The 13,944-nt window shown below is 58.0% G+C and carries 16 protein-coding genes; 2 read left to right on the top strand and 14 right to left on the bottom strand.

All coding sequences use genetic code 11. The features are described 5' to 3' along the window. Positions 1 to 2 precede the first annotated feature (2 nt). The 11 genes from sseB to trmJ form a co-directional block, all read right to left on the bottom strand. Positions 3 to 779, bottom strand: a complete 777-nt coding sequence (gene sseB / locus NUX24_RS18830) for an enhanced serine sensitivity protein SseB (RefSeq protein ID WP_126330004.1) — start codon at positions 777 to 779, stop codon at positions 3 to 5. 62 nt (positions 780 to 841) lie between these two features. Next, entirely contained in the window at positions 842 to 2,128 is a 1,287-nt protein-coding gene (gene pepB, locus NUX24_RS18825) for an aminopeptidase PepB (protein WP_047652685.1), read from the bottom strand. 60 nt (positions 2,129 to 2,188) lie between these two features. Continuing rightward, entirely contained in the window at positions 2,189 to 2,389 is a 201-nt protein-coding gene (iscX, locus tag NUX24_RS18820) for a Fe-S cluster assembly protein IscX (protein WP_003860650.1), read from the bottom strand. 1 nt (position 2,390) lies between these two features. Continuing rightward, positions 2,391 to 2,726, bottom strand: coding sequence for an ISC system 2Fe-2S type ferredoxin (gene fdx / locus NUX24_RS18815; protein ID WP_003860652.1), 336 nt, complete (start codon positions 2,724 to 2,726; stop codon positions 2,391 to 2,393). Between the two features lies 1 nt (position 2,727). Continuing rightward, a complete protein-coding gene (gene hscA, locus NUX24_RS18810) occupies positions 2,728 to 4,578 on the bottom strand; it encodes a Fe-S protein assembly chaperone HscA (protein WP_257833378.1) in 1,851 nt (616 codons plus the stop codon). 14 nt (positions 4,579 to 4,592) lie between these two features. Continuing rightward, entirely contained in the window at positions 4,593 to 5,108 is a 516-nt protein-coding gene (hscB, locus tag NUX24_RS18805) for a co-chaperone HscB (RefSeq protein WP_048976602.1), read from the bottom strand. A gap of 79 nt (positions 5,109 to 5,187) precedes the next feature. Then, a complete protein-coding gene (iscA, locus tag NUX24_RS18800) occupies positions 5,188 to 5,511 on the bottom strand; it encodes an iron-sulfur cluster assembly protein IscA (protein ID WP_003860659.1) in 324 nt (107 codons plus the stop codon). Between the two features lie 13 nt (positions 5,512 to 5,524). Then, on the bottom strand, positions 5,525 to 5,911 hold the full coding sequence (gene iscU, locus NUX24_RS18795; RefSeq protein ID WP_003860661.1) for a Fe-S cluster assembly scaffold IscU: 387 nt from the start codon (positions 5,909 to 5,911) through the stop codon (positions 5,525 to 5,527). 24 nt (positions 5,912 to 5,935) lie between these two features. Next, a complete protein-coding gene (gene iscS / locus NUX24_RS18790) occupies positions 5,936 to 7,150 on the bottom strand; it encodes a cysteine desulfurase (RefSeq protein ID WP_008502157.1) in 1,215 nt (404 codons plus the stop codon). A gap of 117 nt (positions 7,151 to 7,267) precedes the next feature. After that, complete coding sequence (iscR, locus tag NUX24_RS18785) at positions 7,268 to 7,759, bottom strand: Fe-S cluster assembly transcriptional regulator IscR (protein WP_023308826.1); 492 nt, start codon at positions 7,757 to 7,759, stop codon at positions 7,268 to 7,270. Between the two features lie 216 nt (positions 7,760 to 7,975). After that, positions 7,976 to 8,701, bottom strand: a complete 726-nt coding sequence (gene trmJ, locus NUX24_RS18780) for a tRNA (cytosine(32)/uridine(32)-2'-O)-methyltransferase TrmJ (RefSeq protein ID WP_047652688.1) — start codon at positions 8,699 to 8,701, stop codon at positions 7,976 to 7,978. 131 nt (positions 8,702 to 8,832) lie between these two features. Here trmJ and suhB point away from each other — a divergent pair, with 131 nt between their 5' ends. Next, the gene (suhB, locus tag NUX24_RS18775) at positions 8,833 to 9,636 is read left to right on the top strand and encodes an inositol-1-monophosphatase (RefSeq protein WP_023308828.1); all 804 of its coding nucleotides are present in this window, start codon (positions 8,833 to 8,835) and stop codon (positions 9,634 to 9,636) included. A 40-nt stretch (positions 9,637 to 9,676) separates the two neighbouring features. On the opposite strand, the gene NUX24_RS18770 is transcribed toward suhB, so the two are convergent. Further along, positions 9,677 to 10,657 (bottom strand): nickel/cobalt transporter, encoded by a 981-nt coding sequence (locus NUX24_RS18770; RefSeq protein ID WP_257833373.1) that lies wholly within the window; start codon positions 10,655 to 10,657, stop codon positions 9,677 to 9,679. Continuing rightward, positions 10,648 to 11,286 carry a DUF1007 family protein gene (locus NUX24_RS18765; RefSeq protein WP_121931818.1) on the bottom strand — a complete coding sequence of 213 codons (639 nt, stop codon included), beginning with the start codon at positions 11,284 to 11,286 and terminating at the stop codon, positions 10,648 to 10,650. The genes NUX24_RS18770 and NUX24_RS18765 overlap by 10 nt, the downstream gene beginning before the upstream one ends. Positions 11,287 to 11,411: 125 nt before the next feature. On the opposite strand from NUX24_RS18765, the gene csiE reads away from it, so the two are divergent. After that, positions 11,412 to 12,689, top strand: coding sequence for a stationary phase inducible protein CsiE (gene csiE, locus NUX24_RS18760; protein WP_193805853.1), 1,278 nt, complete (start codon positions 11,412 to 11,414; stop codon positions 12,687 to 12,689). Here csiE and NUX24_RS18755 read toward each other — a convergent pair. After that, positions 12,684 to 13,829: a 3-phenylpropionate MFS transporter gene (locus NUX24_RS18755; protein ID WP_008502163.1), complete on the bottom strand. Its 1,146-nt coding sequence runs from the start codon at positions 13,827 to 13,829 to the stop codon at positions 12,684 to 12,686. The genes csiE and NUX24_RS18755 overlap by 6 nt on opposite strands. Positions 13,830 to 13,944 lie beyond the last annotated feature (115 nt).

Raw genomic sequence — 13,944 nt, 5'->3', positions numbered from 1 at the left:
AATCAGATGATGCGGTTGGTTTTGAGATCGCGCAGGAAGCCGCCCCAGCGACGCTCGTAGAACGGGGTGATGTGCTCGGTAATAAAGTGGCTGATGCCCTTCTCGCCGTTCTTCACCTGGCAGATATCAATCGGCTCATCGCCCGGCAGCGTGTCGGTCGCCACGCTTCCCGCCGCCTGAATGATTTCGTCGATATCGCCGTCCGCCTCAATACCAATCAGCAGAACCGGATGCTCGTCCGCACGCTCTTTAATGGAGCAGAGAAACGCGCGTCTAACCGGTTTCAGGGTTTTGAACAGCGTCGTCAGGGAATCAATCATCTGCGCGGGCGGCTCGGCCACTTCAGACAGCAGCAGCGTTTCGCCCCCTTCCAGCACTTCCTGGGTGCTGAGCGGGTTGCCCTCTTCACCTATCAGATGGCTGATTTCACGCGGCGTAAACTCTTTCCCGGTCGGCAGCTTCGCGTTAAGGAACAGCGTCTGGCCCAGCGTCATTTCAAACAGGGTACGCACCGGCATCACTACGAACGCCTGTTCGTCTTCTACCGCTTCCTGCAGGGCTTCCAGCGAGGTAAAGAACGGGATCACCGAACTGCCGTCGTCTTTCTCCCAGTGCAGCAGATCCAGCGCGCTGTCTTCGACAACCTGCTCACCTTCCGCGGCAGTGCCAGGCACCCAGACGGTGGATTCCAGCAGCGTGCGGAAAAATGCCGGACGGTGGGCGGGCTCGGTCGCCGCCTGCTCCAGCAGGGTTTCTAATTCGTTTTTGGTTTCGGACATAACAATTCCAGATGATGCATTTCCCCCTCTCCCCCTGGGAGAGGGGGAGAGGGCAATAACGATTACTCAGCCGTCAGCAGGTTCGCCACGGTACGCACGCCCAGACCGGTCGCGCCCGCGGACCACTGCTCAACCGCCGCTTTACGGTAGGTTGCGGAGCAGTCAATGTGCAGCCAGCCTTCGTGGTAGTTCTCAACGAAGTGGGACAGGAAGCCTGCCGCCGTGCTTGCACCCGCCGGGTACGCCGCGCTCGCGGTGTTGTTCAGCTCGGCAAAGTTGGACGGCAGCTGGCTGCGGTGGAACTCGGCCAGCGGCAGACGCCAGAACGGCTCGTTTTCCGCAGCGGCGCTTGCCAGCAGGCGAGCGGCCAGCTTGTCGTCGAAGCTGAACAGCGCGTGGTAGTCGTTACCCAGGGCGGTTTTTGCCGCGCCGGTCAGGGTCGCCATGTCGATAATTAGCTCTGGCTTCTGGGCAGACGCGTCGATCAGGCCATCGGCCAGCACCAGACGGCCTTCGGCGTCGGTGTTCATCACTTCGACGTTTTTGCCGTTGCGGTAGCGAATGATGTCGCCCAGCTTGAAGGCGTTACCGCTCACCATGTTGTCCGCGCAGCACAGATACAGCTTCACGCGCTTGTTCAGACCGCGAGTGATGGCAAACGCCAGCGCGCCGGTGATGGTTGCCGCGCCGCCCATGTCGGACTTCATGGAGTCCATGAACGCGCTCTGCTTCAGGCTGTAGCCGCCGGTGTCGAAGGTGATGCCTTTCCCGACCAGGCAGGCAAAGACCGGCGCCGCTTTATCGCCGGTTGGGTTGTAATCCAGAGCCAGCAGGACCGGAGGGCGCTCGGAACCACGGCCCACGGTGTGGATGCCCATGTAATTCTGCTCGCGCAGGTCTTCACCTTTGGTAATGCGATAGGACATCTTGTCGCCGGCCACGCCGCACAGCAGGTCAACCGCGCGCTGCGCCAGCTGCTCCGGACCAAGCTCTTCCGCCGGGGCGTTGATGGTGTCGCGCACCCAGTCGATGATTTGCAGGCGGCTTTCCAGCTCTTTCTGACCGGCTTCGTCGAGGTTCGCCCACTCAATTTTGCGGGTGCCTTTCGGCCCTTTGTAGCCTGCCCAGAATGCCCAGCTGCGGTCGGTGTCCCAGCCTTCGCCTTCCAGGGAGACATGCTTAATGCCCAGGCCGTCAATTTTACGCGCGGCGCGCTGGATCAGACCCAAATCGTCGTTGCCCGTCAGGTGCAGGGTTATGCCGTCATTGTTGATGCTGTAGCTGGCTTTCTCGCCCCAGCGCGCGTCGGCGGGCTGCGTCGAGAGCGTAATCTTCATCGCTTCGGTCATTTTATTTTTCCTTATTAGCAACTAGCAAACGGGCCGCCTGAAGGCAGCCCGTTATGTTTTTTATTCTGCTTCATCTAACCAGACTAACAGAATCGCCTCCAGAATTTTTTCATTGGATGCGTTTGGATCGTCGTCGAAATCCTCTAAATCGCAGATCCACTGATGCATGTCGGTGAATCGTACGGTCTTCGGATCGAGATCCGGGTTCGCGTCGTAGAGCGCTTCGCCGATTTCACGGCTGTCTGTCCACTTCAGGCCCATATCAATGCTCGCGTGCGTGGTTGATGGTGTAGCGTGGGAACTCCACGACCAGATCTTCATCGGTCACCGCCGCCTGGCAGCTCAGGCGGCTGTCAGGCTCCAGACCCCATGCTTTATCCAGCATGTCATCTTCGTCTTCGGTGCTCTCAGCGAGAGAATCAAAACCTTCACGCACGATGCAGTGGCAGGTGGTGCAGGCACAGGATTTTTCACAGGCGTGTTCCACTTCGATACCTGCACGCAGGGCAACATCGAGAATGGTTTCACCGGTCTTCGCTTCCAGAACAGCGCCATCCGGACAGAGGTCCGCATGAGGCAAAATAACAATCTTTGGCATATTAAACCTCGTCCACGGACTGGCCTTTCAGCGCGACGCGGACAGATTTGTCCATGCGGCGAGCAGCAAAGTCCTGGGTTTGTTTATCAACGTTTTTAATGGCTTCTTCTATTGCGTCAGCGTCATTGCCTTCTGCTACTGCGCTTAAATGCGCGGCAGCGTCGTCAATCACCTGGCGCTCAGCGTCGCTTAACAGCGCGGCATCGGCAGCGAGCGCGCCGTTCAGGCTCTCCAGCACGCGGGCCGCTTCAACTTTTTGTTCAGCCAGCATACGCGCCTTCACATCCTGCTCGGCGTAGCTCATTGAGTCCTGAATCATGGAGGCGATTTCGCCATCGGTCAGGCCGTAGGACGGCTTCACCTGGATGGACGATTCCACGCCGGTGGATTTTTCCATCGCCGTGACGCTCAGCAGACCGTCCGCATCCACCTGGAAGGTGACGCGAATATGCGCCCCACCCGCAGGCAGCGCCGGAATGCCGCGCAGCGCAAAGCGCGCCAGAGAGCGACAGTCCTGCACCAGCTCGCGTTCGCCCTGCATTACGTGGATGGACATCGCGGTCTGGCCGTCTTTGAAGGTCGTGAACTCCTGCGCGCGCGCCACCGGAATGGTGGTGTTACGCGGGATCACTTTCTCCACCAGGCCGCCCATGGTTTCTAAACCCAGCGACAGCGGGATGACGTCCAGCAGCAGCATTTCGCTGTCCGGCTTGTTGCCGACCAGAATATCGGCCTGGATTGCGGCGCCCACGGCAACCACTTTGTCCGGGTCGATGGAGGTCAGCGGCGTGCGGCCAAAGAATTCGCCCACGCGCTCGCGCACCAGCGGCACGCGGGTCGAACCGCCCACCATGACCACTTCCAGCACCTCGTTCGCCTCAACGCCCGCATCTTTCAATGCGCGACGGCAGGCCAGCAGGGTGCGCTTCACCAGCGGGGCAATCAGATCGCTGAACTGGTCGCGGGTGATCTCACCCTGCCAGCCCGCAACGTTTACGGTAACCGTCTGCGCATCGCTCAGGGCGATTTTGGCGTCAATCGCCGCATCCAGCAGTTCACGCTGGACGCGCGCATCGCTGCGATCGCTGATGCCCGCCTGCTCGCGAATGTAGTCCGCCAGCAGATGGTCGAAGTCATCGCCGCCCAGCGCGGAATCCCCGCCGGTCGCCAGCACTTCAAACACCCCGCGGCTCAGGCGCAGGATCGAGATATCAAAGGTACCGCCGCCGAGATCGTAAACCGCAATGACCCCTTCCTGACCGGAGTCGAGGCCGTAGGCAATCGCCGCCGCCGTCGGTTCGTTCAGCAGGCGCAGCACGTGCAGGCCCGCCAGACGCGCGGCGTCTTTGGTGCCCTGACGCTGTGCATCGTCAAAATAGGCCGGAACGGTAATGACTACGCCGTCCAGATCGCCGCCGAGCGTCGCCGTCGCGCGCGCCGCCAGCGCTTTGAGGATGTCGGAGGAAACGCGAATCGGGTTCAGCAGACCGGCCGCGGTCGCAATCATCGGCAGGCCGTTTTCACTGGCCTGCAGCTGATACGGCAGATGCGGATAGCGGGTCTGAATATCGGTCAGAGAGCGGCCCATCATGCGCTTCACGGAGCTGATGGTGTTGGCCGGATCGCGCGCGGCGTTGGCGCGGGCGTCATAGCCGACCGCGTGACCCTGCTGCTGGTAGTGGACCACGGAAGGCAGCAGATGGCGGCCCTGCTCGTCAGCCAGCGTTTCCGCCTGGCCGCTGCGCACGGTCGCCACGAGGGAATTGGTGGTGCCCAGATCGATACCCACCGCCAGACGACGCTGGTGCGGTGCGGCACTTAAGCCAGGCTCACTAATTTGTAATAAGGCCATAATTGCTTCCGAAATTAAAAATCGAGCAGCTTTTCTTCGAGTTGTTCAGCACTGCTTCGCAGTTTATCGAGAAAACGGAGTTTGCGCACAGTGTCTGCCGCCGCGTCCCAGGTCTCGTTGTTCAGTTGCTCCACCATCTGCTGATGACGGGTATCGAACATGCCCTTCACGCGCGTGATGAAGCTTTCCAGACGCGCTTCGTCTTTGGCCTGTTCAATTTCATCCAGCTCTTCGCGAAGCTCCAACTGCTCCATCAGAAACGCCGTGTCACGCACGGTGTGCTGTTCGCTTGCCAGATCGAATCCGTGGAGCGAGAGCAGATATTCAGCGCGCGCCAGCGGATGGCGCAGCGTCTGCCAGGCCTGGTTGATGGTGGCAGAGTGGGAAACCGCAGCCAGCTGTTCTGCCTGAGTACCACTCGCGAATTTATCCGGATGGTACTGACGCTGAAGATCCTGAAAACGGATCGTCAGCGCCTGGAGATCAATCGGGTATTGAGCGGGTAGTCCGAAGAGAGTGAAGTAATCCATAACAATCTCAGGGGTAGCCTGTTAGAACAAACCCCACGCGCAGCAGGTAAGCCACGGTGGGGTTTCGGATGACGCGCGGTTAAACGTGGAAGCTTTCGCCGCAACCACACTCGTCTTTGACGTTCGGGTTCGTAAATTTGAACCCTTCGTTCAGGCCTTCTTTAACGAAGTCCAGCTGAGTGCCGTTGAGGAATTGCAGGCTTTTGCCATCGACCACCACCTTCACGCCCTTGTCTTCGAACACAGTGTCATCAGACGCCGGTTCATCAACAAACTCCAGTACGTAAGCCATACCAGAACAGCCGGAGGTACGTACGCCCAGTCGCAGGCCAAAGCCTTTACCACGGTTCGCCAGAAAAGAGCTTACTCGCGCGGCAGCGCTGTCGCTAAGGGTAATCGACATACTCAAACCTCAATTATTTTGCTTCACGTTTGCTTTTATAGTCCGCAATAGCGGCTTTGATCGCGTCTTCTGCCAGAATTGAGCAGTGAATTTTCACCGGTGGCAGTTCGAGTTCTTCAGCAATATCCGTGTTCTTAATTGCCTGTGCTTCGTCCAGAGACTTGCCCTTCACCCATTCGGTCACCAGGGAGCTGGACGCGATAGCAGAACCGCAGCCGTAGGTCTTGAAGCGCGCGTCTTCAATGATACCTTCATTGTTGACTTTAATCTGCAACTTCATCACGTCGCCACACGCCGGTGCGCCGACCATGCCGCTACCAACAGATTCGTCGCTGTTGTCAAATGAGCCAACGTTGCGCGGGTTCTCGTAATGATCGATGACTTTTTCGCTGTATGCCATGATTGAATTCTCCTTATGTACCGATTAGTGATGTGACCATTCAATGCTGTTCAGATCCACGCCCTGCTTGAACATTTCCCACAGTGGAGAAAGGTCGCGCAGACGGCCGATGGAGTTGCGAACCAGCTTGATGGTGTAGTCAATCTCTTCTTCGGTAGTGAAACGACCTAAAGAGAAACGGATAGAGCTGTGCGCCAGCTCGTCGGTCATGCCCAGCGCGCGCAGCACGTAGGATGGCTCCAGGCTTGCAGACGTACAGGCAGAACCGGAAGAAACGGCCAGGTCTTTCAGCGCCATGATCAGCGATTCGCCTTCAACATAGTTGAAGCTGACGTTGAGGATGTTCGGCGCGCCCTGCTCGAGATCGCCGTTCAGATACACTTCTTCCATATCTTTCACGCCGTCCCACAGACGGTTACGCAGCGTGCGCAGGCGTGCCATCTCGGTTTCCATCTCTTCTTTCGCAATGCGGTACGCTTCGCCCATGCCCACGATCTGGTGAACAGGCAGCGTGCCGGAACGCATACCGCGCTCGTGACCGCCGCCGTGCATCTGTGCTTCGATGCGGATACGCGGTTTACGACGAACGTACAGCGCACCGATCCCTTTCGGGCCATAAATTTTGTGGCCGGAGAAGGACATCAGGTCCACTTTCAGCTGGCTCAGATCAATAGGCAGTTTGCCCACGCTCTGGGTCGCGTCAACGTGATAGATGATACCGCGCGCGCGGCACATTTCGCCGATGGTCGCGATGTCCTGAACGACGCCGATTTCGTTGTTAACGTGCATGATAGAAACCAGAATGGTGTCATCACGCATGGCCGCTTCGAGCTCTTTCAGGTCGATGATCCCGTTGCTCTGTGGCGCCAGGTAAGTCACTTCGTACCCTTCACGCTCCAGCTGGCGGCAGGTATCCAGCACGGCTTTGTGTTCGGTTTTGCTGGTGATGATGTGCTTGCCTTTTTTCTGATAAAAGTTGGCTGCACCTTTGATCGCCAGGTTGTCGGATTCGGTCGCACCGGAGGTGAATACGATCTCACGCGGGTCGGCACCCACCAGGTCGGCAATCTGATTACGGGCGATATCAACCGCCTCTTCAGCATGCCAGCCAAAACGGTGTGAACGGGAAGCTGGGTTACCAAAGTTTCCGTCCAGGGTCAGACACTGCATCATTTTCTCGGCAACACGCGGGTCCACCGGCGTGGTTGCGGAGTAATCGAGATAAATCGGTAATTTCATTGCTCTTTAAACTCCGTACATCGCTTCAATGCAAGGAATCAGGCAACCGGCTGGATGTACGACCGAGTACGCGGGGCGTGACCGCCCCGGCCTGATTCTGAAATCTTTATCGTTTTATTACGCGCGCAGTTTGACGTCGATAGCGTCCTGCGCGCGGGTGCTGCGTTGGGAATCCTGACCGTGCTGACGGCCCGATACGTCCAAAACTTCCTGGTTATTCACCAGCTCACCGAGGGTGATGTTGTTCAGGAAGCCGGTCAAACGGTCGCTCAGATCGCGCCACAGCGCGTGGGTCAGGCACTTATCGCCGCCCTGGCAGCCGCCTTTCCCCTGGCAACGGGTCGCGTCAACGGATTCGTCAACTGCGCTAATCACTTCACCAACTGCAATACTGCCCGCGTCTTTACCCAGCAAATAACCGCCGCCTGGGCCACGAACGCTGGAAACCAGTCCATTTTTACGCAGTCTGGAGAACAGCTGTTCCAGGTAAGAGAGGGAGATCCCTTGTCGTTCAGAAATATCAGCCAACGGAACCGGGCCCGCTTCGGAGTTGAGCGCAACGTCCAGCATCGCGGTCACGGCATAACGCCCTTTAGATGTCAGTCTCATGTCTTACTTAACCTCAAACTCGCCCCTGCCCGGGGTTTTTTATTGTAAAATGGGGGTATTGCATAGCAGGGCCAAGTCTGACATTCCTGACTAAAATGGTCAACTATTTACTTGACTGTTTTAGTCAGGTATTTAACGTTCCGTGCCTTCATAACCCAGGTGCGGCCTGATGCCCTCACCCCAGCCCTCTCCCGCGAGGAGAGGGGGAAATCGACACTACTCTTTATTCTTCTGCTCAATCGACGCCAGAATCCCGCGCAGGATGTTCAGCTCCTGGCTTTCCGGGCGCGCGCGGGTAAACATGCGGCGCAGCTTGTTCATCACCTGGCCCGGGTGGCCTTCACGAATAAAGCCGGTTGAGAGCAGCGTCTGCTCCAGGTGACCGTAGAAGCGCTCAAGATCGTCCACCAGCGGGTAGGCCGTTTCTTCTTTAGGCTCTGCCTGTTTCTCCTGCGTCGCCAGCCACGCCATACGTACCTCATAGGCGATAACCTGCACCGCCATCGCCAGGTTCAGCGAGCTGTATTCCGGGTTCGCCGCGATGGCGACGTGATAGTGGCACTTCTGCAGCTCGTCGTTGGTCAGGCCAACGCGCTCGCGGCCAAACACCAGCGCAACCGGAGCCTGTTCCGCTTCTGAGACGCTTTTCAGGCCGCATTCGCGCGGATCCAGCATCGGCCACGGCAGCGTGCGTGAACGCGCGCTCGTGCCAACAACGAGGCTGCAGCCGGCCAGCGCTTCGTCAAGGGTATCGACGATCTGGGCATTGCCGATCACGTCGCTGGCACCTGCCGCCAGGGCGATAGCCTGCGAGTCAGGTTTCACCAGCGGGTTAACCAGCCACAGGTTCGTTAAGCCCATGGTTTTCATAGCGCGGGCAACGGAGCCCATGTTGCCGGTGTGCGATGTTTCGACCAGCACGATTCGAATGTTTTGCAGCATAATTTTTAATGTCTGAATTCAGCGTCTGAAGAATATTCCGGCATATTATCATAAACGGGAGACATAATCCGATCCCACTGCTATACTCTGCGCCGATTTTCCTGTTCTTTAACATCCAGTGAGAGAGACCGATGCATCCGATGCTGACCATCGCCGTGCGCGCAGCGCGCAAGGCGGGTAATGTAATTGCCAAACACTACGAAACGCCAGACTCCGTAGAAACCAGCCAGAAAGGCAGCAATGATTTCGTGACTAACGTCGATAAAGCCGCAGAAGCGATTATTATCGAAACGATCCGCAAATCTTACCCGCAGCACACCATCATCACCGAAGAAAGCGGTGAACATGAAGGTACCGATCAGGATGTTCAATGGGTTATCGATCCACTGGATGGCACCACCAACTTTGTTAAACGCCTGCCACACTTCTCTGTGTCTATCGCAGTACGCATTAAAGGCCGTACTGAAGTCGCCGTTGTTTACGATCCAATGCGTAACGAACTGTTCACCGCTACCCGCGGTCAGGGCGCACAGCTGAACGGCTACCGTCTGCGCTGCAGCAACGCACGCGATCTGGACGGCACCATTCTGGCGACCGGTTTCCCGTTCAAGGCGAAACAGCACGCGACCACCTATATGAATATCCTGGGCAAACTGTTCACCGAATGCGCGGACTTCCGCCGTACCGGCTCTGCCGCGCTGGATCTGGCCTACGTGGCGACCGGCCGCGTTGACGGTTACTTCGAGCTGTCGCTGAAGCCGTGGGACTTTGCTGCGGGCGAGTTGATCGCACGTGAAGCAGGTGCCATCGTTTGTGATTTCACCGGCGGCCACAACTACATGTCTACCGGCAACGTCGTTGCGGGTAACCCACGCGTTGTTAAAGCCATGCTGGCAAACATGCGTGATGAACTGAGCGATGCGCTGAAGCGTTAATCCCGGTCATTCCCTCTCCCTGTGGGAGAGGGGATCCCAACTAAAACGGCCGCAATCCTCTTCCCACCGGTACCGCGCTCATCCACATCGTCACCGCCGCCACCAGCAGAATCACCCCGCCCGCCAGCGCAAGCGTTGTCCACCCTACCTGTCGCCACAGCACCGGCGTTTTATTGCCGCTCAGTTTGACCGCCAGCTGACGGAAGCTGTGAACCAGCAGCGCTAAAGACGAAATGGTGAGAGACGTCCCTGCCGCCATCGCCAGCGCGGAGAGCATTCCCCAGCCAAACACGCCTATCACCTTGCTGAACAGCAGCACCATGATTGCCCCCGAACACGGGCGCATGCCCATCGAGAGAACAATCATCAGCCGCGCGCGCCAGTCGTCACCGCTCTGCAATTGTTCCTGCGTGGGCAAATGCTGATGCCCGCAGCCGCAGCTTTCATCATGAACGTGGTGCGGCGTAAAGGTTTTGAATTTGGGTTTTTGCAGCAGCACGCGCAGCTTTTTCAGCGCCCGCCAGCAGAGGATCAGCCCCAGCACGCCCACCAGCGCGTAGCTCCCCTTCTCCAGCCAGAAACTGCTCATGTGCAGCTGGCGCGCGGGAAGCTGCAACAGCGAAAGGACCACCACGACGAGCACAATCGCCACACCGCCCTGTAGCAGCGAGGAGGCCAGCGTCAGGCCGATGCTCGATTTCAGCTTCGACGGATGGGTGGCGAGCCAGGTCGTGATGACGATTTTGCCGTGCCCCGGCCCCAGCGCGTGCAGAACGCCATAGATAAAGCTGAATGCCAGCAGAGAACCACCCGCTTTGGTCGGGTTCTCCGCCACCGCCTTCAGCAGACCGCTCATCTGCTGGTTGACCTCACGCTGCCAGATAATGCTTTTCATCATGACCTGCGGCCAGGCCTGCCATAGCCAGAGCGAACCGCAAACGGCTAGCACAAGAAAGAGCGCCAGTGGCCAGAGGTGCAGCCAGCGGCGAGGTTTTCGAACCGGAGAGGAGATCACTGACATTGTAACGTCACCTCCTGCGCGAACTGTTTACCCAACTCCATGTCCTCAGGTGGGGCATCTTCTTTATCAAGCGAGACCGCAAAGTTCAGCGTCTCCTCGCTGGGCTTCGGGGTGTGTACGCCAATTTTGCAGTTTTTTTGCAGAGCGTCCGGCAGCCGTACGTCTCCGTCTTTGTCATAGCGCATGTCGACATAGTAAGTAGGGTCAAAGGTGGAAAAACGGTACGTTTGCCCGGCCAGCGGCTGCGGATGCGCCAGCGGAAGCACAAACGTCAGCACAGCCTGATGCCCGTCACGCGTCATCCCGTATTCCGTTGGCCGGTTCAGAAATTTGACCTTCTGCCCGTTGTGCCAGAATTCCGTGAAGTAGTGCTGGCCGAGCACGTTGGCCATCACTTCCGCCGCCAGCTTTTTCCAGATTTCATCGCCAGGCTTCGCGTTTCCCGCATCATAGAGCAGATCGGCCGAGGTGATTTCATCCATCGTCCAGCGCATCTTCAGGCCGCTCAGCTGCGTGCCGTCGGTAACCAGCTCCGTCTGGAGGTCAATAAAACTGTGAGGGTGTGCGCTGGCGGTGAAGCTGATAACCGCCAAAAATAACGCCATCGCACTTTGTTTAACTGTTTGCATCAATTCCTCACGTCAAAAATTCTGTGATGTTCCCCAGCAATCCTGAGTGAAAGGCCTGCCGGCGCGCTTTTCAGCGCTCATCCTTTAGCTATTCTTATCAAACATTCACACTGGATACCCGACAGATGATGACGACGCTTGAAATTCCATCTGTGCTTTCCAGTTCGCAGCGCCGCTGCCAGGTGCTTTTGATGCTTTACCTGCCCGATGCTGCCGTCACCGCACAGAGCATTATCGCTGCCAACGGCGTGGACGACGCGATGGCACGGCAAGATATAGCCGAGACGCGCGATGAAATCCAGCGCTATCACCGGCTGGACATCGTTACGCACCACGACGGCAGCTACCGGATTGAAGGCACAGCCCTGAATCAGCGTTTATGCCTGCTGCACTGGCTGCGCCGGGCGCTGCGGCTTTGCCCGCAGTTTGTCTCGCACCAGTTTACCCCCGCATTAAAAACCGCGCTTAAACAACACGGCATTGCGCGGCCGCTTTACGATGATGCGAACCTGCGGGCGCTGATCGGCTTCTGCTCCCGCAAGCTGCAGCGCCAGTTTGAATGCCGCGACGTCCAGTTTTTACAGCTCTATTTGCAATACTGTCTCATTCAGCATCAGCTCGGAAATACGCCGCAGTTTTCTCACGTGCAGCGCAGCTGGACCCAGTCGAGAGGGGAGTATTTTACGGCCCAGGAGATCGTACGTCACTGGAAACGGCGCGTCCCGCAGGGTGCGCACGGGGATGAACAGCTGTTTCTGGCGCTGCTGTTTATGATGCTCCGCACGCCCGATCCGGTGCTTGATAAGCACCAGCAGGATCAGCGTCTGCGCCGGGCCATTGTGCGCATGGTCGCCCGTTTTCGCTCGCAGACCGGGATGAACTTCAGCGATGAGCAAGGGCTGACCGATCAGCTGTATATCCATCTGGCTCAGGCGCTGGACCGCTCGCTGTTTGAAATCGGCATCGACAATAGCCTGCCGGAGGAGATCCATCGTCTCTATCCCCGGCTGTTACGCACCACAAAGGAAGCGCTGTTTGAGCTGGAAGCGGAGTTTGGGCTGCGTTTTTCTGATGAAGAGATGAGCCTGGTGGCGGTGATTTTCGGCGCCTGGCTGATGCAGGAGACCGATCTGCACGAAAAACAGGTGATCCTGCTGACGGGAGACGATAAAGCCAGCGAGGACCTGATTGAACAGCAGCTTCGCGAGCTGACGCTGCTGCCGCTTAATATTCGCTATCTAACGCTGCAGGCTTTCCAGAAAGAGGGGGCACCGCGCGAGGCCGCGCTGGTTATCACCCCCTACCCTACCGTCCTGCCGCTGTTCTCGCCGCCGCTGATTCATGCCGTTGAGACACTGAACGCGCAGCAGCAAGAACATATTCGCGCCATGCTGGAATCATAGCGACGCGCGGGCGGCCACTTTAGGGCGAACAACGATGGCGGGTAAGGCGACAAGCGCCATCACCCAGAAGACGCCATGCCCCAGGTGCTGATAGAGGAACCCGGCAAACACCGTCATGATCGCGATACTGCCCCCCATGGCGACCGCCGAATAGACGGCCTGCAGACGAATAACGTCTCCGCCCTCGCGCGCTGCGATATAGCGCATGGCCGCCAGATGGCACACGGTAAAGGTGCCGCAGTGAAGAATTTGCGCCACGATCAGCCACGGCAGATCGGTCGTCCAGCCCATAATCCCCCAGCGCGCCACGCCGCACACGGCGGAAAGCAGCAGCAGGTCTCGCGCGCCAAAGCGACGGAATAATTTCTTGCTCAGGGCGAAAATGATGACTTCGGCCACCACGCCCAGCGACCACAGATAGCCCACGGCCGAAGCAGAATATCCCGCCCCCTGCCAGTAGATGGCGCTGAAGCCATAGTACGCCGCATGCGCCCCCTGAAGCAGACAGACACACGCCAGAAAACGCCAGCTCTGGGCCACCAGGCTCCGCCAGGCGGGCCAACCTGCGCTCTCCTGATGGCGGCTTTCCCCTTGCGGCATCACCGACGGTCGCAGCAGCATGCCCAGCAGCATCGAGGCAATACCGATACTCAGCAGGGCGAGAATGGCGCGGTAATCGTAAAGGCTGACCAGTTTCCCCACCAGCGCCGAGCCAATCACAAAGGCAATTGAGCCCCACAGGCGCACGCGGCCATAGTCCATGGTGATCTGCTTTTGCCATGTGTTCGCCAGGGCATCCGTCAGCGGTACCAGCGGTGAGAAGAACAGGTTAAAGCCGACCATCACCACCATCAGCCAGGCAAACTGGTGGCTGACCCAGAAGCAGGCAACAAAGACCAGGGTCAGCAGCGCAAGAATGCGCACGGCCTTGATCAGTAAGGAGGGATCGCTGACGCGCGGGGCAATCAGCAGGCTGCCAAGGAAACGCGCCACCAGCCCGGCCCCGAGCAGGACACCGATGGTCTCGGGCGTCAGGCCGATACCCTTAAGCCAGACGCTCCAGAAAGGCAGAAAAATGCCGTAGCTAAAGAAATAGGTGAAATAACTGAGCGCCAGCCAGCGCGTGGAATGCAAGACCATGAATCCCTCCCGAAATCGAGGCCATAGTCTGGCGAGAATATATAAATTAAGCAAGTCGATAGCCTGCTATAAATTAACGAAATTTTAACATTTCGTGCAGTCGTCTGGCTTATGG

Source organism: Enterobacter sp. HG048 (assembly GCF_024702055.1).
GTDB lineage: Bacteria > Pseudomonadota > Gammaproteobacteria > Enterobacterales > Enterobacteriaceae > Enterobacter > Enterobacter dykesii.
This window is presented reverse-complemented; position numbering and strand designations above follow the sequence as displayed.